The sequence below is a fragment of the Azospirillum sp. TSH20 genome (assembly GCF_003115935.1).
GTDB lineage: Bacteria > Pseudomonadota > Alphaproteobacteria > Azospirillales > Azospirillaceae > Azospirillum.
Window position 1 is genome coordinate 54962 of sequence record NZ_LGQU01000032.1, and the last position, 19879, is coordinate 74840.

13 protein-coding genes are annotated in these 19879 nt (G+C 69.8%); 2 read left to right on the plus strand and 11 right to left on the minus strand.

Going from position 1 to position 19879, the window contains the following annotated elements; genetic code table 11:
- Positions 1-2: 2 nt before the first annotated feature.
- The 5 genes from pbpC to cutA all read right to left on the minus strand — a co-directional run bounded on the left by pbpC (position 3) and on the right by cutA (position 10138).
- Positions 3-2087, minus strand: a complete 2085-nt coding sequence (gene pbpC / locus TSH20_RS09450) for a penicillin-binding protein 1C (RefSeq protein ID WP_247871289.1) — start codon at positions 2085-2087, stop codon at positions 3-5.
- A gap of 3 nt (positions 2088-2090) precedes the next feature.
- Positions 2091-7304, minus strand: coding sequence for an alpha-2-macroglobulin (locus tag TSH20_RS09455; protein ID WP_109074485.1), 5214 nt, complete (start codon positions 7302-7304; stop codon positions 2091-2093).
- A 203-nt stretch (positions 7305-7507) separates the two neighbouring features.
- A complete protein-coding gene (locus tag TSH20_RS09465) occupies positions 7508-8449 on the minus strand; it encodes a LysR family transcriptional regulator (protein ID WP_109074486.1) in 942 nt (313 codons plus the stop codon).
- A complete protein-coding gene (gene glp / locus TSH20_RS09470) occupies positions 8446-9684 on the minus strand; it encodes a gephyrin-like molybdotransferase Glp (protein ID WP_109074487.1) in 1239 nt (412 codons plus the stop codon). The genes TSH20_RS09465 and glp overlap by 4 nt, the downstream gene beginning before the upstream one ends.
- A gap of 109 nt (positions 9685-9793) precedes the next feature.
- On the minus strand, positions 9794-10138 hold the full coding sequence (cutA, locus tag TSH20_RS09475; protein ID WP_109074488.1) for a divalent-cation tolerance protein CutA: 345 nt from the start codon (positions 10136-10138) through the stop codon (positions 9794-9796).
- A 129-nt stretch (positions 10139-10267) separates the two neighbouring features.
- Between cutA and TSH20_RS09480 the strand changes: the two genes are divergently transcribed.
- Positions 10268-10585, plus strand: a complete 318-nt coding sequence (locus TSH20_RS09480) for a hypothetical protein (RefSeq protein ID WP_109074489.1) — start codon at positions 10268-10270, stop codon at positions 10583-10585.
- Positions 10586-10635: 50 nt separating this feature from the next.
- Here the strand turns inward: TSH20_RS09480 and TSH20_RS09485 are convergent, their stop codons facing one another.
- The 5 genes from TSH20_RS09485 to TSH20_RS09505 form a co-directional block, all read right to left on the minus strand.
- Positions 10636-11847, minus strand: coding sequence for a hybrid sensor histidine kinase/response regulator (locus TSH20_RS09485; RefSeq protein WP_109074490.1), 1212 nt, complete (start codon positions 11845-11847; stop codon positions 10636-10638).
- Positions 11848-12130: 283 nt separating this feature from the next.
- Positions 12131-12343 carry a DUF1127 domain-containing protein gene (locus TSH20_RS34920; RefSeq protein WP_158281976.1) on the minus strand — a complete coding sequence of 71 codons (213 nt, stop codon included), beginning with the start codon at positions 12341-12343 and terminating at the stop codon, positions 12131-12133.
- A gap of 210 nt (positions 12344-12553) precedes the next feature.
- Complete coding sequence (glpX, locus tag TSH20_RS09495; RefSeq protein ID WP_199230844.1) at positions 12554-13555, minus strand: class II fructose-bisphosphatase; 1002 nt, start codon at positions 13553-13555, stop codon at positions 12554-12556.
- Between the two features lie 93 nt (positions 13556-13648).
- Positions 13649-14953, minus strand: a complete 1305-nt coding sequence (locus TSH20_RS09500; protein WP_109074493.1) for a homoserine dehydrogenase — start codon at positions 14951-14953, stop codon at positions 13649-13651.
- Positions 14953-16227 (minus strand): LL-diaminopimelate aminotransferase, encoded by a 1275-nt coding sequence (locus tag TSH20_RS09505; protein ID WP_109074494.1) that lies wholly within the window; start codon positions 16225-16227, stop codon positions 14953-14955. The genes TSH20_RS09500 and TSH20_RS09505 overlap by 1 nt, the downstream gene beginning before the upstream one ends.
- Positions 16228-16520: 293 nt before the next feature.
- Between TSH20_RS09505 and TSH20_RS09510 the strand changes: the two genes are divergently transcribed.
- Positions 16521-18593, plus strand: a complete 2073-nt coding sequence (locus TSH20_RS09510; RefSeq protein WP_109074495.1) for a nitrate- and nitrite sensing domain-containing protein — start codon at positions 16521-16523, stop codon at positions 18591-18593.
- Positions 18594-18758: 165 nt separating this feature from the next.
- On the opposite strand, the gene TSH20_RS09520 is transcribed toward TSH20_RS09510, so the two are convergent.
- Positions 18759-19826, minus strand: a complete 1068-nt coding sequence (locus tag TSH20_RS09520; protein ID WP_109074496.1) for a response regulator — start codon at positions 19824-19826, stop codon at positions 18759-18761.
- Between the last annotated feature and the right edge of the window lie 53 nt (positions 19827-19879).

Here is a 19879-nt window from a genome sequence, read left to right on the forward strand (position 1 = left end):
GTTCAGCGAATCTCGACGGTCGCGCTGTCGCTGCGGCCGTCGGCGTCCAGCACGGTCACCCGCACCACCCCCGGCCCCGCCGGCCGCCACAGCACCTCGCGCGCGATGGGCGACTGGGCGATGCGCCGGCCGTCGATCAGCCAGGACAGCGGGCGCCGCCCACCGCTGGCGGTCAGGGTCATCGGCTCGCCCCTGCCGTCCGGCCCCAGCGCCTCCAGCACCATGTCGCTGACCGGGAAGGTCAGGCGCAGCCGGTCGGTCTGGCGTGAGCCGGCCAACTCCACCTCGCCCGGCCGCAGGCGCCGCAGCAGTTCCGGCGGCGCATCGTTGCGCACCGGCCCGGCGGGACGGCCGCGCTCGGCCGGCAGCCGGTCGAACACCTCGAACAGCAGCGGGGCGGCGGTGTTTCGGCCGTAATGGTCGGGGCTGGGCGTGCCGTCCGGCCGGCCGACCCACACCCCCACCGTGTAGCGCCCGGTGACGCCGAAGGCCCAGGCGTCGCGGAAGCCATAGCTGGTGCCGGTCTTCAGCGCCACCGGCCCGCTGCCGCGCAACTCCTGCGCCTGCACCACCCCCGGCGGCGGCGGGGAGCCTTCCAGAATCGCCCGCACCTGCTGCGCCGCGGTGGCCGACAGCAGCCGCTGCTCCGACCCGTCCTGCTGCTCCGCCGTGGTGCGCAGCGGGGCCACCAACCCGTCGCGCGCCAGCCCGCTGTAAAGGGTCGTCATATCCCACAGGCTGATCGATGCCCCGCCGAGCGCAACCGGCAGTCCGGGCAGCGCCGTGCCGCGGGGCAGCACCAGCCGGACGCCGGCCTTGCGCAGCGCCTCGGCGAAGCGCAGCGGCCCGACGCGGTCGAGCACCAGCACCGCCGGCACGTTCAGCGAGCGCTGCAACGCCTCCATCACCGTCAGGTCGCCGGTGAAGCTGCGGTCGAAATTGCGCGGCGCCCAGTCGCCGAAGCGGGTGGAGACGTCGGCGATCTGGGTCAGCGGGTGGATGATGCCGTCGTCGAAGCCCAGCCCATAGATGAAGGGCTTCAGCGCCGACCCCGGCGAGCGCACCGCCCGCACCATGTCGATCGGTCCCTGCCGCGTCTCGTCCAGCGCGTCGGGACTGCCGAGATAGGCCAGGACCGAGCGGTCGCGGTTGTCCACCACCAGTACCGCCAGCCCGGCCTGCGGGTTCAGCGTCTCCGCCGCCCGGCGGGCCATCGCCTCGATTGCGTGCTGCAGCGTGCCGTCGATGGTGGTGGCGATCACCGGATGGCCGGGATTGGCACTGCGCAGCCGGTCGGCCAGATGCGGGGCGGACGCCGGCAGCGACAGGCGGGCCGAGGGTACCGGCAGGGTCTTCGCCTCCGCCACCGCCTTGGGCGGCAGCGCGCCGGCCTCCGCCACCCGGTCCAGCACTTTGTCGCGCGCCGCCTGCGCCCGTTCCGGATAGCGGTCGGGCCGCAGGCGGGAGGGCGATTGCGGCAGTGAGACCAGCAGCGCCGCCTCCGCCGCGTCCAGTTCCACCGGCGCCTTGCCCAGCAGCATCAGCGAGGCGGCACGGATCCCCTCGATGTTGCCGCCATAGGGGGCGAGCGTCAGGTACATGCCGAGGATGTCGCGCTTGCTGTAGCGCCATTCCAGCTGCGCCGCCCGTGCCGCCTCGATCAGCTTGGCGCCGAAGGTGCGCGGGCGCGGCTCCAGCAGGCGGGCGACCTGCATGGTGAGGGTGGAGGCGCCGGAGACCACCCGCCCCGCTCCCAGATTCTGCGCCGCCGCCCGCAGCACCGCCAGCGGATCGACGCCTGCATGGCTTTCGAAGCGCCGGTCCTCATAGGCCAGCAGAAGCTCGACGAACAGGGGCGACACGTCGTCCACCGTCGCCGGCAGCCGCCACGCGCCGCCCGTGTTGGTGAAGACGCGCAGCGGTTGGCCCTTGCGGTCGGTGACCGTCACCGACAGGTCGGCCAGCCGGTCAAGCGGCGGCGGGAACAGCCGGTCGAGCGCCAGCGCCGTCCCCATCAGGGCGGCGACGCCCGCTGTGGCAAGCGCCGTCCGCCGCACCCAAGCCTTGCGCATCCAGACCCGCGCCAATCGTCACTCCGCCGGATGGACCGTGATCCGCCCGGTGGTCTGGCGGGCGAAGAAGCGCGGCTTGTACATGTCCTCCACCGTGGCGCCCGGCAGTTCATAGGTGCCGGGGGTGATGGCGCGGACGATGAAGGCCAGCTTGAAGGTCTGCTGGTCCTCCGTCAAATCCACCGCGGCGACATAGCGGTCGTCGCGCGCCTCGGTCGTGCGGGTGTAGCTGAGGTCGCCCAGCCACTGCATCTCCTCCGGCGTGCCGCCGCCCAGCTTGGCGTTCTCGATCTCCCAGCCGGCGGGCAGCGCGTGGGTGACCATGCCCTGGTGGAACAGCTTGGTGTTGGCCTCGCCCTCCAGCACCACGACGAAGACGTCGTTCTGCTTGATGCTGTCGAGGTTCAGCACCTCGCCCTTGCGGGTGAAGAAGTTGCGCTTGATGCGCAGCCCCTCGCGCGCCGCCGGCTGCGGCGCCACCGGCACGCCGGACAGCGACACCGCCTGCCACACCGCCGCCTTGCCGGCATTGGCGACCGGGATGCCGGCCTTCAACTGGGCCAGCGTCGGGGTCAGATCGACCCGCGCGCCGTCCTTCTTCGCACCGCCCAGCGTCACCTCGACCTTGGCCGGCGCGCCGCGCAGCAGGGCGTCGGCGGCCAGCACCGACCACGCCTTTTCCTGCGTGTTGGTGCGGCCGGCGGCGGTGGCCGACGCCGGAAGCCGGTCGATCAGCGCCGGGATGCGGGTGCCGGCCATGTCGACCTCGGTCATCAGCGCCACCAGCGCCGCGGCGTCGCGGACGGTGGAGCCGTAATCGACATGCCACTCCTCGCGCGCCAGATGGGCGACCGCGCTGTCGAAGGCGCTGGCCGCCCGCTCCTTGTCGCCCATGCGGGCGAGCGCTGCGCCGAGCTGCCCCTTGGCAAGCGGCGTCGGCAGCTTTTCCAGCGCGGTGTCGTGCAGGTAGCGCGCCGGTCCCGGCAGCGACACGCCGGCCAGCGCCAGCGTGTGCAGGGCATAGGCGCGCACCGCCAGTTCCTCCGGCTCGCTCGCGCTAGCGATGGCGCGCTGGCGCAGCCAGGACAGCGCGTCGGTCAGCGGCTTGTCGGGAACCGCCTCCCCCTTCTGCTTGGCGCGGACCAGGAACTCGGTGGCGTAGGCGGTGAGCCAGCCGTCGGCCTCGTCATGGGCGCCCCACAGGCCGAAGGCGCCGTCGAAGCGCTGCTTGTCGAGCGTGCGGGAGATCGCCTGCTGGACCCGCGCCTCCAGCCCGTCGTCGGGCTTGCGGTCCTTGCCCAGCGCCAGTTCGACGTCGCGCACCACCAGCAGCGGCAGGGCACGGCTGACCGTCTGTTCCAAGCAGCCGAACGGATAGCGGTCGAGCGCCCGCAGGATGCCGCCGACATCGAAGGGCGGCGCGGTGGTGAAGCTGGCCGACCAATTGGTCGTCCCCGGCAGATAGGTCGCCAGTTCCGCCCCGTCGAAGCGGACACTCTCGCCCGGCGCGATCTGGCGGGTGAGGAACTGGGTCTCCACCGACCGCGCCGGGCGGACGGTGATGCCGTACTCGTGGCTCAGCGCCAGGTTCTCCGGCCCCTTCACCGCCACGGCGACATGGCCGATGCCGGCGGAAACGCCCTTCAGCGGGACGACCAGCGTCTTGCGCTCGCCCTTCGCCAGCGGGACGGAGAGGGTGCCGCCCTCCACCGCCACAGCGTCCTGCGCGGTCACCGCCACCTCGTAGGTGCCGGCCGCCGCCTCGACATTGTGCAGCGACAGGGTCACGCGGCTGTCGTCGCCGGGAGCGAGGAAGCGCGGCAGGATGGCGTCGGCCACCAGCGGATCGCGCACCGTCACCGGACCGGCGGCGGAGCCGACCCGGCCGCGGCTGTAGGCCACCGCCATCAGCCGAAGCTCGCCGTTGAAGTCCGGCACGTCGAAGCCGATGCGGGCGGTGCCGTCGGCGCCGACCTTCACCGGCCCGTGGAACAGCGAGACCACGGTGAAGGGCACCACCGGCAGACCGGCGCCGCTGGAATCGCCGCCCTGGCGCATCGCGCCATAGGGGCCGTCCAACGGGTCGATCAGCCGGCCGTAATCATCGCGGATGTCGAGGCCGAGCCGGCGCTTGCCGAAATAATGCTTCTCCGGCTGCGGGCTGGCGAAGTCGGTCAGGCGCAGGATCCCCTCGTCCACCGCGGCCAGCGTGACATAGGTGTCCTCCATCGACCCGCCATCGGCGGCGGCGACCTTCACCCCGACCTCCAGCCGGCTGCGCGGGCGGATCACCTGCGGCGCGTCGAGCGCGACGGTCATCGTGCGCACCGACGGATCGACGCCGACCCAGGCAACGCCCATGGCGCGCACCGGCTGGCGCTCCCGCCCCTTGACCGGCGGGCGGTAGGCGGTGGCGGTGACGTAGGCGCCGGGGCCCCAGGCGGCATCGACCGGAATCTCCACCGTCGCCCCTTCGGCCGGGACCGACAGGGTGCGGACGTCGAAGATGCGGTCGGTCGCCACCGTCACCAGCAACTCGCCGGCGAAGGGCGGCGCGATGCGGACGCGCGCGGTCTCGCCCGGCTTGTAGGACTGCCTGTCGGTGGAGACCTCCAGCTTGTCGGGGATATCGGCGGTCTCGTCGCCGCTCGCCCAGCCGGAATAGAAGCGGTAGGAGCTGGCGACGCCGGCCGCCTTGTCCGTCACCTCCAGCCGGTAGCGGCCGAAGTCGCGCTTGCCGAGCGCCACCTGCGCCGGCTTGTCGGCGCCGACATCGACGGTCCCGGAGGCCAGCGGCACGTCGCGCACCGAGGCGTTGTAGCTGTAGCGGCCGTCGCGGCGGTACCAGACGAAGGAAACGCGCTCCTCCACCAGCTCCCATTTGACGCCGGGCTTGGCGATGGCGCTGCCGTCCGGCGCGACGGCGACCAGATCGAAGGCGGCCTCGCCCCCCTCGCCGATGCGGCCGTCGGAAAAGCGCGGGCGCAGGCCCAGCGCATAGGTCTTGGGCCGCACCGGCACGCTCACCGACTTGTGCACCGGGCGCCCGCCCGGCTCCGACAGGGTGACGCGGATATCGGCGCGCAGCGGCTTGCTGGTGTCGGGCACCTCCGGCAGCGTCACGGCGACGTGCGAGACGCCCTGCTCGTCAGTGGTCGGGAACTCCAGCGGGTCGAGCCGCTCGGTCGGGTTGTCCTGCACCCGGCCGAAGCGATAGTCCTTGAAGGCCGGATAGGGCATCGGGTCGGGCTTCAGCGCCACCTCGGCGGTGCCGTCCAGCCCGGCGGCCGGCGGGCCGTAGAGGAAGCGGCCCTGCGCCGTCACCTCGAAGGGCTGGTTCGGCACCAGGATCGGTGCGCTGGCGGTCAGGTCGAGCGCCAGTTTGACCGGCACGAAATCCTCGACCTGGAAGGAGCCGCGACCGATCGGCTCACCCTTCGGGTCGCCATAGACCAGCACCTCCCAGCCGCCGAGCGGCGCGGTGCGGGTCAGGCTCAGCGGCAGGAAGAAGCCGCCGGCCTCCTGACCCTTCAGGGCGCCGCTGTAATATTCGGTTCCGCTGGGGCGCAGGACCTTCACGGTCAGCGGGAAGTCGCTCACCGCTTCCGTCTTGTCGTCGCGCAGCAGGATCGACAGGTTGACCGTCTCGCCCTGGCGGTAGACGCCGCGGTCGGAATAAACGAAGGCGTCCATCGGCCCCGGCGCCGGACGCCCGCCGACCCCGCGGTCGCTGAGGTCGAAGGCGGCGCCGGTCAGGTCCTGCATGGCGAAATCGGTGCCGAGATAGGCCATCACCATCTCGGGCGCGTTGCCGCCGGTCTTCAGCAGGCCGGGCGCGAAGCGGGCGCGGCCGAACTCGTCGGTCTTCACCCGAGCCAGTTCGGTGTTGTTGCGGGCGACCAGCGCCACATCCACCCCCGGCAGCGGCTTGGCATTGCCGAAGGAGCGGGCGAACACGGTCAGCCCGTCGGCGCCGCGGAAGCTGGTCAGGCCGATGTCGGACAGCAGGACCCACTGGGTCGCCAGCGCCTCCCAGCGGTCGCCCTCCTCGACGTCATGCGGGCGGGCGGTGACGACATAGAGGCCGGCCTTGGGATCGTCGCCCACCGCCTGACGGAAGGGGATCGCGGCGGTCGTGTCGCGGTTGCGCTCGCCCTTCACCTCCAACGAGCCGGTCCACACCAGCTCGCCATTCTCCTGGGCCAGCCGGTCGGCGGTATAGCCGGTCAGCTCGCTGAACAGGCTGGCGTCATACTTGTTGGAGACCAACGCGCGGTCGGCGATGCGGTAGACCGACACGTCGAGCCGGTCGGTGTTGACGCTGACCACCGGGATGCCGTCGGCGCCCTTGCGCGGCAGGATGTAGGCGGAGCCGCGGAAGGCCGCCATGGAGGGCCGGTCGGGCACGCGCACGCGCTGGGTCTCGTCGGCCTTCAGCGCCACGCCGTCCTCGCCGGGCAGGCCCTGGCGCAGGGTGACGGTATAGCCGTTGCCATGGGTGACGCCGCGCAGGCACAGGCTGTTGTCACGCGCCTCGATGGCGGTCTTGGTCGGCGGCTCCACCCGGACATAGTCGTCGAAGCGCACGCCCTGCTTGCCGCTCAGCCGGTCGTTGAACTGGAAGCAGACGCGCGGGCTGCTGCCCTCCGCATTCACGGTCACGCCGGTCATCGCCAGCCCGGCCTTGCGGCGCATGGCGACATAGCGTTCCTCCAGCTTCGGCGCGCGGGCATCGAGTGTCGCCGTGTCCAGCTTCGGCGCCAGCTCGCGAATCGCATTCAGCGCCTTCACCGCCTCGTCCGGCTTGCCGAACGCCTCGTCCATCAGGGTGGCGATGCGCCAGAGGATGGCGACGCGCTCCTCGTCCTTCGGGTTGAACTGCCCGGCCATCACGGCGCTCTGCAGCGCGCGGTCCTTGTTCGGCGGGGTGGCGGCCGTCCAGGCGGCGCTCAGCTCCAGCCAGACCGACGGCGAGCCGCCACCCTGGGTGATGGTCTTCTCATAGGCCTGGATGGCGCCGGCCATGTCCTTGCGGTCGCGGGCGGCATGGGCCTGCTTGAGCAGGTCGGCGATGACCTGCGGCTTGGGCTGCGGCGGCGATTTCAGCAGCAGCCCGTTGGCATAGGCGGTGGCGTCGGACAGCGCCCCCGGCGGCGTGTAGTCGGCACGGACCGGACCGGCCGCAAAAACCATCACCACGAGGACCGAGAGCAGAGTCAACAGCCGTGCCATCTTGTCGCCTTACAACCGGAAACCGAATCGAACCGGTTATAGCGCCGATAATCAGGCTGTTGCGATAGGCCGAACCGCCGATGCACTCTCGGTAGCCTACAGGACTCTCCCTCTCCCGCCCCGGGAGAGGGAAGGGGCCCACTGCGAAGCGGTGGGAAGGGTGAGGGGTGACGCAAGGAACCATGCGCTTCCGGTTCCTTGGATCACCCCTCACCCTCCCCACTTCGTGGGTCCCCTCCCTCTCCCGGGGCGGGAGAGGGCGTATTCTCCACCGCCACGCGCACGAAGGCCCGTTCGGCGATGCTGCGGTAGCGGTCGCGGTGGCGAACCAAATGGAAAGGCCTGGCCGGCAGCTCCAGCCCCTCCAGCGCCACGATCCGCCCAGCCGCCAAATCCTCGGTCAGCATCAGGTCGGACAGAACGCTCGCCCCGACACCGGCGAGCAGCGCCGCGCGGATCATCCCGCCGCCGGGCAGCGTCATGGCGACATCCAGCCCGGCGGGGTCAAGACCGACGCCACGCACCGCCAATTCGAACAGCGCGCGGGTGCCGGAGCCGGGTTCGCGCAGGATCCAGCGCCCGGCCGCCAGTTCGTCCCGCCCCACCCGGCCAAGCCCGGCCCAGGGATGGGAGCCCCCCACCACCAGCCGCAGCCGGTCGCCCTCGACCGGTTCGCTGACCAGAGCCGGATCGGTCACCACCCCCTCGGCGATGCCCAACTCGGCCCGGCCGTCGCGCACCGCCTCGGCCACCTGCTCGGTGTTGCCGATGGACAGGTCGACGCGGATGCCGGGATAAGCGGCGGCGAAGCGCAGCAGCCGCGTCGGCAGCCAGTGATTGCCGACCGTCTGGCTCGCCGCCAGCCGCAGCGCGCCGCGCGACAGTCCCGACAGCTCGGCCAGCATGGTCCCGGCCTCGTCCACCTTCGCCAGGATGGCGCGGGCCTGACCGTGGAGCAGCTGACCGGCGGCGGTCAGTTCCACCCGCCGGCCGATGCGGTCGAACAGGCGCAGGCCATGCTCCGCCTCCAGCGCGGCGATGGCGGCACTGACCGCCGGCTGCGACAGGTGCAGCACCTCGGCGGCACGGGTGAAATGCAGCATCTCCGCCACCGTGGCGAAGATGCGCAGCTGCTCCAGCGTCACGCGAACAGACCGGTGAAGGGCAGGAAATCGACCAGATCGCCGGGATTCACCGCGGTGGCCTCCGCCGGCATGTCGACCAGCCCGTCGGCCTCCACCATCGAGGTCAGCACGCCCGAGCTGTTGCTGGGGAACTTCACGGCGACCGGGCGGCCATCCGCACCGCGCTCCAGCCGGGCGCGCAGGAATTCGCGGCGGCCGGGCTTCTTGGTGAAGGTGAAATCGGCGACGACCAGACTGCGCGGCGTGGCGATGCCGGTCGCCCCCGACAGGCGCAGCACCAGCGGCCTGCCGACCAGCAGGAAGGTCACCATCGCCGACACCGGGTTGCCGGGCAGCCCCAGGAAGGGCGTATCGCCGACGCGGCCGAGCGCCAGCGGCTTACCCGGCTTGATCGCCAGCGTCCACAGATCGATCGAGCCCAGCGCGTTGACCGCCGCCTTGACATGGTCCTCCTCGCCGACCGAAACGCCGCCGCTGGTGACGATCAGATCGGCGGTGCCGGCGGCCTCGGCCAGGGCGGCGCGGGTGGCGTCCGGCCGGTCGGGCAGGATGCCGAGGTCGCGCACCTCCACCCCCAGCGCGTCGAGCTGGGCGGCCAGCGTATAGCGGTTGGCGTCATAGATGGCGTGGTCGGGCTTGGGCGTCCCCGGCTCCCGCAGCTCGTCGCCGGTGGAGAACAGCACAACGGTCAATCGCTTGCGCACGATCAGGCTGGAGCGGCCGACCGCGGCGGCGAGCCCGACCTCCTGCGCGCGCAGGCGCTGGCCCTGATGCAGAACCACCGCGCCGGCGGTCATGTCCTCCCCGGACAGACGGACGTTGGAGCCGCGCTTCAGCGAGGCCGGGACCAGCACGGCGTCGCCGTCGGTCCGGCAATCCTCCTGCATCGCCACGGTGTCGACCCCGGTGGGAACCGGTGCGCCGGTGAAGATGCGCACCGCCTGCCCCGCCGCGACGGTCCCCTCGAACCGGGAGCCGGCCGGCACGCGTCCGACGACATCCAGCCGCCGGAACCCCTCCCCCGCCTCGGCGGCGAAGGCCCAGCCGTCCATGGCGGAGACGTCGGCCGGCGGCACATTGACCGGGGCCACCACCTCCTCCGCCAGCACGCGGCCGAGCGCCTGACGCAGCGGCACCTCCTCCGTCCCGGTCACCGCGCCATAACCCTGCGCGACGCGGGCGACCGCCTCGTCCAGCGACAGGGGAATGGGGCCGTGTGCGGAGCAATCGTCCATGGTCTCGGTGTCCTTGATGAGGTGTGGCGGCGCCTTTCCTATCGCCAACTGCAGCCCACGACTTTGATCGACGTCAAGGCTCTGTTTGGGCATGGCGGCAATTCAGCCTTTACGCCGTCTCCGCCCGCAGCCAGTCCAGATAGGCCGGGTTGCCGCGCCCCAGCGCCAGTTCGACGACGCAGGGGGTGTCGTAGCTGTGCAGCTCGCGCACGCGGGCGGTCAGACGGTCGAATAGGGAGGATCGCGTCTTGGCGATCAGCACCGCCTCGTCGGCCTGCTCCACCGCGCCGTTCCAGCGATAGACGGAGGTCATGCCGTCCAGCACGTTGGCGCAGGCGGCCAGCCGCTCTTCCACCAGACTGCGGCCGATGCGCAGGGCCTCCTCCTTCGAACCGGCGGTGATGTAGGCGAAGACCAGATCGTCGTTACGGGTTTCCGCACTCGTTTCCGGCATGGGGAAAGCCCCCTCCTTTTCGATGCACCTGTGCCGCGCTTTCGCGTAGGATGCCCGCACTTTGCCACAGCCCCCATGGGGGCCGGCAATCCCCTGTCCGATCCCGTATCCGCAAGAGCAGCCCGTCCCATGGCCAAGTCCCGCCGTTCGTCGTCCCGCAGCACCCCGTCCGACGTCCAGGGGGCGTGGCTGCGCCGCGGAGTGGACCAGCCGGGCGGCAAGCTGCCGCTGTTCGACGAGCGCGGCCAGCGGGTGAAGAAGGTGACGGTGGAGGCCTGCCTGAAGGCCGGTTGGGCGGAGCGCTGGTTCGACAATCCGCTGAAGCCCGACTGGCTGGTCTGCCGCCTGACCGAGACCGGCCGCGCCGCGCTCGACGGCCATGGCCACGGCGACGCCGCCCCGGTCAGGGAGCCGCAGGACGATGTTCGGCAAGGCGCGCTGATTTAAAGGAAAAAAGCGGCGATCGGCCCGGCGATGCGGTTTGCCGAGCCGCTGGCTTACTGTGCCGCTTCCGCCAAGCCGCTGCCGCGCTTGATCCGCAGCTGGCGGTCGACCTCGGCCTGGAGCTGGCGCGGAGTCACCGGCTTGTGCAGGACGGCGACGCCGTGGGCGGAGGCATCGGCCAGGGTATCGGCGCCTGTCTCGCCGGTCAGAATCAGAGCGGGAACCTCGGCCCCATAATGTGCGCGCACGCGGCGGATCACCTCGGTGCCGACACGCCCTTCGCGCAGACGGTAATCGGCGATGACGATGTCGGGCACGCGCCCCAGCGACTCCAGCCGGTCCATCGCCCGGTCGGCGCTGTCGGCGGCGACGACGCGGAAACCCCATTCGGTCAGCACCGACTGCAAGCCCAGCAGCACCACCGCGTCGTCATCGACCAGAACCGCCAGCCGCGGCCGGTCGATGGCCGGCGGCCGTTCCGGACCACCCGGCCGTCCGGCCAGGAAACGGGCCGGAGCCAGCGGCACCAGGACGCGGAAGGCCGATCCCTGCCCGTGCACCGACCGGACCTCGACGGGATGGTCGAGCAGTTGCGACAGCCGCCGCACGATGGCGAGCCCCAGCCCCAGCCCGCGCAGCCGGTCGCGCTCCGGATTGCTGACCTGATGGAACTCGTCGAAGATGCGGTCGAGATGTTCGGGCGGGATGCCGATGCCGGTGTCCTGGACCTCGATCGCCAGCCGATCGCCGCCCGGCGCGGCGTCGATGCGGCAGCGGATGCGGATCGCGCCGGCCTCGGTGTAGCGCAGGGCGTTGTCGACGAGATTGCGCAGCAGTTGCATCAGCAGGCCGCGGTCGCTGCGCAGGACCGCCTCGCAGCTCTCCACCCGCCAGACCAGCCCCTTGGCGGTCGCCTGCTCGCCATAGGCGGCGTCGAGCGCATCGGTGATCTCGCCGATCTCGAAAGTGTCCAGCACCGGCGTCACCACGCCCGCTTCCAGCCGCGACACCTCCAGCAGCCCGTCGAGCAGGCCCTTCATGGTGTCCAGCCCCTGGTCGAGCCGGGACAGCAGATCGCGACCGTTGTGGTCGCCGACATGGCGGGCGAGTGCGGCGGACAGGAAGAACAGGGCCTGGAGCGGCTGGCGGAGATCGTGGCTGGCGGCGGCGAGGAACTTCGATTTCGCGAGATTCGCGCGCTCGGCTTCCTCCCGGGCGGCATCGCGCTCCGCTTCCAGCGACTGAAGGCGATGAATGAGACTCATGCTTCGACCACGGCTCTCACGGAGGATGATGGGGTTCCCGAAGGCGCCCCGTTTCCATTTTCGAACAGAACCGGGGATAATGTTAAACTGCATTAACCATAATCATGCTGCAGCGCGCAACCCCTCCCAGGCATATGTGCCGCATGGGCAGGGTCCATGAAGAAAAGGTTAATGGTGGTTCATATGCGAAAGCCCCGGCATTTTTCCGGGGCTTTCCGCATTCGGGACTCGATAAGCGGTCCTGCGCCAAGCGTCGTGGGCAAACCTTTCGAGAGACCGGCCCTCAGAACCCCCGGCGGACCGCCATGTGGATCTCGCCGCGGGTCAGTCCGATATCGGACAGTTCGGCATCGGACATATGGTTCAGCTCATCTTCCGCACGGTGAAGTTCAATCCGTTCGCGGACCCAATGAACGACACGTTGAAAGAGGGTGTTTTCCTTTGTTCCGGCGGCAAACAATTCACCGGACGAAGACTGCATCGAAGAGTAGGCCATGTTGATCTCCTGCGTTTGGCGCTGATTACATGAGCCTATTTTGCCTTTCGCACCCGCGAAATCAATGGTTGACCCTCTGCGGCCCCGCGTCGGCAGACCTGCGGGAATTCGATAGAACATTCGTGGGCATATCAACGCGGGCATAAAAAAACGCGCGGGAGGTCTCCCCCCCGCGCGCCTTTCGGAACAGTGGCTTGGCCGCCGGTCCGCTTACTTCACGCCCGGCTTGCGCGACAGGTTGTGGTGCGCCTCGATGTAGCGGACGGTGCCCGACTTGGAGCGCATGATGACCGAGTGGGTGTAGGCGCCGCCCGGGAAGCGGCGGACGCCCTTCAGCATGGCGCCGTCGGTCACGCCGGTGGCGGCGAACATGACGTTGCCGCGCGCCAGCTCATGCAGGCTGTACTTCTTGTCGAGGTCGGTGACGCCCCACTTGGCGGCGCGGGCCTTCTCGTCGTCGTTGCGGAACAGCAGACGGCCCTGGAACTGACCGCCGATGCAGCGCAGGGCCGCGGCAGCCAGCACGCCTTCCGGCGCACCGCCGGAGCCGACATACATGTCGACGCCGGTGCCGGCCTGGCTGGTGGCGATGACACCCGACACGTCGCCGTCGTTGATCAGCATGATGCGGGCGCCGGCTTCACGGACGCGGGCGATCAGCTCGGCATGGCGCGGACGGTTCAGGATGCAGACCAGCAGCTCCTGCACCTCGGTGCCCTTGGCGGCGGCCAGCGCCTTCAGGTTGTTGGCCGGGGTCTCGTCCAGGTCGACGATGTTGTCCGGCAGGCCGGCGCCGACGGCGATCTTGTCCATGTAGACGTCGGGGGCGTTCAGGAAGCCGCCCTCCTCCGCCATGGCGATCACGGCCAGCGAGTTCGGGCCGCCGGTGGCGCAGATGGTGGTGCCTTCCAGCGGGTCGAGCGCGATGTCGACCTTCGGACCGGAACCGATGCCGGCACCGACTTTCTCGCCGATGTAGAGCATTGGGGCTTCGTCGCGCTCACCCTCGCCGATGACGACGGTGCCGTCGATGTAGAGCGTGTTGAGAGCCTGGCGCATGGCGTCGACCGCGGCCTGGTCGGCCAGCTTCTCGTCGCCACGGCCCATCAGCAGCGAGGCCGACAGGGCGGCGGCCTCGGTCACGCGGACGGCCTCCAGCGCGAGGTTGCGGTCCATATGGGACAGATCGACATGCGTAGACGGCGTAGACATCGTGTGCTCCCCCCGACTCTTCGGTCGTATCAGGCTGAATTTGGTTATTGTGGGAAACGGGGCAGGTCAGGACTGTCCTGTTCGGGAAAGGGCTCAGAACTGTTCAATCCGGATCATCCGCGGCGGCTCCAGCACGTTGTCGCTGGCCGCGATGGTCGCAAGCGCGCGCTGCATGGCCGCCTCGTCGGTGTCATGGGTGGTGAGAACCACCGGAACGCCTTCGTCCGGCGAACGGCCGCGCTGCAGGAACTGCTCCATGGAGACGTTCTGGTCGCGCATCGCCGCTGCGATATCCGCTATCACACCGGGGCGGTCCACGACCATCAGGCGGACGTAGTACGACCCGCGGCGCGCTTCCATCGGCGAGGGGGTTGCCGCGCCCAGCCGATCGGCCGGAACGCCGAAGGTGGGCGTAGACCGCCCGCGGGCGATGTCGATCAGGTCGGCGACCACCGCCGACGCGGTCGGGCCGGCGCCGGCGCCGCGGCCGACGAACAGCACCCGGTCGGCGAAGTCGGCCTGGGCCACCACCGCGTTGAACACGCCGTCCACCGACGCGATCGGCGCGGTCTTCGGCACCATGCAGGGATGCACCCGCTGCTCGACGCCCGCATCGGTGCGCCGGGCGATGCCCAGCAGCTTGATGCGGAAGCCCAACTGGTCGGCATAGTCGAAATCGACCGCCGAGACCTGCCGGATGCCCTCGATATAGACCGACGGGAAATCGACCGGCGTGCCGAAGGCGACGGAGGCCAGGATCGCCAGCTTGTGCGCGGCATCGACGCCGTCGATGTCGAAGCTGGGATCGGCCTCGGCATAGCCGAGCGCCTGGGCATCGGCCAGCACATCGGCGAAGTCGCGGCCGGTGGTCCGCATCTCCGTCAGGATGTAGTTGCAGGTGCCGTTCAGGATGCCGTGGATTTCCGACACGGAATTGGCGGCCAGACCCTCACGCAGCCCCTTGATGATCGGGATGCCGCCGGCCACCGCCGCCTCGAAGGCGACGGTCAGGCCGCGGGACTCGGCCTTCTGGGCGATCTCGGTGCCGTGGACGGCCAGCAGCGCCTTGTTGGCGGTGACCACATGCTTGCCGGTCTCCAGCGCCGTGGCGACGGTGTCGCGCGCCGGGCCTTCCGACCCGCCGATCAGCTCCACCACCAGATCGGCGCCGGATTGCGCGGCCATCGCGACCGGATCGTCGAACCACTGCACGCGCGACAGGTCGACACCGCGGTCCTTGCCCTTGGAGCGCGCGCTGACCGCGACCACCTCGATCCGGCGGCCGCAGCGCTGTTCGATCAGCGAGGCTTGGGTGTCCAGCAGCTTCAGGACACCGGCGCCGACCGTACCAAGGCCGGCGACGGCGATTTTCAGGGGGGCTTGCTGGGCGTTCGGCATCAGGCTTTCGCTTTCTCGGATTCCAGAAGGGCGGCGCGGGCCACCGGGTCCTTGCTCGCCGCAACGCCGCCGGCGTTGGAACGGAAGAACTCCTTGATGTTGCGGGTCGCCTGGCGGATGCGGTGGACATTCTCCACCATCGCCAGACGGACATGGCCGTCGCCGTATTCGCCGAAGCCGATGCCGGGCGCCACCGCGACCTCCGCCTGCTGCAGCAGCAGCTTGGAGAATTCCAGCGAGCCGAGATGGGCGAATTGCGGCGGGATCGGCGCCCAGGCGAACATCGACGCCTTCGGGCTCGGGACTTCCCAGCCGGCGGCGGCCAGACCCTCGATCATCACGTCGCGGCGCTGCTTGTACATCTCGCGGACCTGCTGCACGCAGTCCTGCGGCCCGTTCAGCGCGGCGGCGGCGGCGACCTGGATCGGCGTGAAGGCGCCGTAGTCCAGATAGGACTTGATGCGGGCCAGCGCGGTGATCAGCGTCTTGTTGCCGGTGGCGAAGCCGATGCGCCAGCCGGCCATCGAATAGGTCTTCGACATCGAGGTGAACTCGACCGCGATCTCGCGCGCTTCCGGGATCTCCAGGATCGAGGGCGGCGGGTCGTTGTCGAAGAAGATCTCGGCATAGGCCAGATCGGACAGGATGTAGATGCCGTGCTTGCGGCAGAACTCGACGATCGGGCGGTAGAAGTCCAGCCCGACCACCTCGGCCGTCGGGTTCGACGGGTAGTTCAGCACCAGCGCCAGCGGCTTCGGCACGCTGTGGCGCACGGCGCGCTCCAGCATGATCATGAAGCTGTCGATGTCGGTCGACGCCCCGTTCTCCATGCCGACCGGCAGATGGCGCACGGAGGCGCCGGCCAGGATGAAGCCGAACGGATGGATCGGATAGCTGGGGTTCGGCACCAGGATGATGTCGCCCGGGCTGGTGATCGCCTGGGCGAGGTTCGCCAGACCTTCCTTCGAGCCGATGGTGACGATGCACTCCGTCTCCGGATCGACATCGACGTTGAAGCGGCGCTTGTAATAGGCGGCATGGGCCTTGCGCAGGCCGGGGATGCCGCGGGAGTTCGAGTAGCGGTGCGTCTTCGGATCGCGCACGGCCTCGACCAGCTTGTCGACGATGTGCTGCGGGGTCGCCTGGTCGGGGTTGCCCATGCCGAGGTCGATGATGTCGGCGCCGTTGGCCCTAGCTCGCGCCTTCATCGCGTTCACTTCGGCGAAGACGTAGGGCGGCAGGCGCTTGATGCGATGGAATTCGTTGTTCGACATGGACGCTCCGGAAGACCGCTCCGGTCACGCCACGAACCCAAGAGACCTGCGGACCGGGACTGACGTTCTACCGCCCCGACGCGACGGAAGCGAGGCAAATTTCGTTGCCGGGCCTTTCAACCCGGCGCTTTGGCCACAATGAGCTTGGGGGCCCTGGTAATAGAGTGACTTAACAATCTCCCTAGCGACGTCATGGTTAAACCTAACTGTGTCTTAACTCATTAGCTTTCATACAGTCCTGAACCTGAGTGATCGCGCCGGGCTGCGATGGTTCCGTTTGCTGGAGATGTGAGATGGTAGCGCTTCTGAAGATCGCCGATGGCCTGCTCGGGAACATGCGTTTCTCACGGAAGATGGCGCTCGCCCTGTCGGTTCCGATGGGCGGAGTGATCGTCCTGTCGTCGTTGCTGGTGTGGGAACAGGTCGACACCAGCCGCCGGGCCGCCGATCTCGCCTCCGTCACCCGCCTTTCGGTCGGGATGACCAGCGTCGTGCACGAATTGCAGAAGGAACGCGGAGCCTCCTCCATCTTCATCAGCGGCAAGCGCGATGACGACCGCCGCCGCATGGAGACGGTTCGAAGCGCGGCCGACGCCAAACTGTCCGATCTGACCCGGCAATTCGCCGAGGCCCGCATCCGTGACCCCCATGTCGCCGACGCGATGGCCGGCGCCCGCGACGCACTGTCGCAGCTGTCGCGGCTGCGGTCCGGGGTGGACGGCACGGCCCAATCCTCCATGGAGGTGGTGGCGAGCTACAGCGCCCTGATCCGCAAGCTGCTGGATGCCTCCGGGCAGGCGCGCAACCTGTCCGCCGACAGCGACCAGCTGCGCGCCGCCGACGCCATGGTCTCCCTGTCGGAGGCGAAGGAGCGGCTGGGCCAGCAGCGCGCCGTAGGCGGCGGGGCCTTCCGCAAGGACCGCTTCCCCGCCGACACGCATGAGCGCTTCATCGAACTGTCGGGCGAGTACAAGGCGCTGATGGGCGGCCTGATGGGAAAACTGACGGCCGAGCAGGCCCGCTACCACGACCAGACCGTCGCCGGGCCAGCCATTGCGGAGGTGGAGCGGATGCGGCGGATCGGCGTCGCCTCCGCCTACGGCGCGGGCAACCAGGGTGTCGACGCCGGAAAGTGGTTCGACACCATCACCGCCAACATCGACATGCTGCGCAGCGTCGAGATTCGCGTGGCCGACGACCTGATCGCGCTTGCCAACCGCGACGCGCAGGACGCGATGAACCGGCTGACCGGCATGGTCGTCGGCTTGACGGTCCTGCTGGCGATGATGACCGTGATCGCCGTGCTGGTCGCCCGCAACATCACCCGGCCGATCGCCCGCCTGAACGCCGATATGGCGCGGATGCAGGCCGGGGAGCGCGAACTGGCCATCCATGGCGCCGAACGCGCCGATGAACTGGGCGCCATGGCCCGCAGCCTGGATCATTTCCGCCTCGGCCTCGCCGAAGCCGACCGGCTCGCCGCCGAACAGCGGCGGCACCAGGAGGATCGCCTGCGTGAGGCCGAGCGGCTGGAACGGCTGGTGGCGGAGTTCGACCGTCACATCGAGGCGGTTGCCGAACAGCTGGCGGGCGCCGCCAGCGGCCTGCGCGGCAATGCCGAGCAGATGAGCAGCATCGCGTCGCAAACCGAAAACCATGTGCTGTCGGTTGCCCGCGCGTCCGAAGGCGCCTCCGAGAATGTCCAGGCGGTGGCCGCCGCGACCGAGGAGCTGACCGCGTCCATCTCGGAGATCGGCCGGCAGATGACGGGCTCGACCGAGATGGCCGAACGGGCGGTCACCGACGTCCGCCGCACCGCCGGCATCATCGCCGACCTCAGCGGCGCCGCCCAGCAGGTGGGCGATATCGTGCGGATGATCACCGACATCGCAAGCCAGACCAACCTGCTGGCCCTCAACGCCACCATCGAGGCCGCCCGCGCGGGCGAGGCCGGCAAGGGCTTCGCCGTGGTGGCGCAGGAGGTGAAGCAGCTCGCCAGCCAGACCGCCAAGGCGACGGAGGACATCACCGCCAAGGTCGCGGAAATCCAGTTGGCGACCGACCACACCGTCCGCGCGATCGGCGGCATCGGCACCATCGTCACCCACATCGAGGAGAACATTTCCGCCGTCGCCGCCGCCGTGGAGGAACAGAACGCCGCCACCGCGGAGATCGGCCGCAACGTCCGTCAGGCCGCCGACGGCACCGATCAGGTCTCCCACAACGCATCGCTGGTCGGCACCGAAGCCGGTCGCGCCGGCGCCATGGCGAAGGAGGTGCTGTGGATGGCCGATGCGCTGAAGCAGAACGCCGACGGCCTGCGCAGCGACGTGGCCGACTTCATCGGGAAGATCCGGGCGGCGTGACGGGGCGAAGCTTTGGCTCCGGATGCCCCCACCTAACCTCCCCCGCTGGGCGGGGGAGGGACTGCCGCCGCTCTCCCGCCCAAGCACTGGTCCCCTCCCCCGCCCAGCGGGGGAGGGTTGGGGTGGGGGCAAGCATCGCCCTCACTCATACTTCAAAGCCGACCCTCACCCCACCCCGGTCGCCTTCGCGTATTTCCGCTTCGCCACCTCCAGCGACGCCAACAGCTGCTGACCGGTCGCCCCGCCGTCGCCGCTGACGCGGCCGGTCATCACCGCCTTGATCGCGTCGACATGGGCCTTGAACAGCAGATGTTCGTTGGCGGTCACCGTGGTCAGGCCGCTGCGGGTGGCCTCGTAGAGCGACTTGGCGATGTGGGTGATCAGGGGATAGCCGAAGATGCCGCCCTGCCCGCGCATCTCGTGGGCGGAACGGTTGACCTGGGCCAGCAGGCCGGGCACCGACTCCGGCTCGCGCGGCAGGCGGTCGACCCGGCGGCCCATCTCCTCCACCTCCGAGCCGATCCACACGGCATAGTCGCCGGCGCGGTTCAGGATTTCCTCCTCCGCGGCGGCCAGCACCTCCGGCGGGAGGGTCGGCACCGGATCGCGCGGGGCGAGGCCGACCTTGGCGCCCAGACGGTTGGGCAGGTCGAAATAGATGACCGGGAAGCGGTCGATGCCGCGCGCCTTCGACGCGCTGTGCACCACCAGGATCTCCGACGGTGCGGTGGTCCGGCAGTCCATGGCGACCGGCTTGTCGGCGCGGCGGCGGTCGGGACCGAAATAGCCCTTGGCCAGCACGAAACGGCGCGGCCGGGCGATGGCGAACAGCAGCCGGCTGGCGATGGTCTGGGCGGAGAAGGGCTTGGCGATGAAGTCGGTGGCGCCGAGATCGCGCGCCTGCTCCACATACTGGCGGTCGGCGGCCCCCGACAGCATCAGCACCGGCAGGAACTTGTCCGGGCTCTTCGGGCTGTAGCGGATCCAGCGCAGCAGCATCAGCCCGTTCACCTCGGGCATCACCAGATCGGACAGGATCAGGTCGACCGGGGCGGTCCCCGGCGGCAGCGCCGCGCGGCGCTCCTCCAGCCAGCGGATGGCGTCGGCGCCGCTCGCCACCCCCTCCACCCGGCCGATGCCGATGGCGCGCAGGGTGGCGGTCAGGACCGAGCGGATGAAGCCGCTGTCCTCCACCACCAGGACCGAGAGAAGATCGAGCTTCGGCTGGGTCATCGCCCTCTGCTTCGCCAACCGGGCCATTTTGCCGCATTCAAATTCCACTTCTG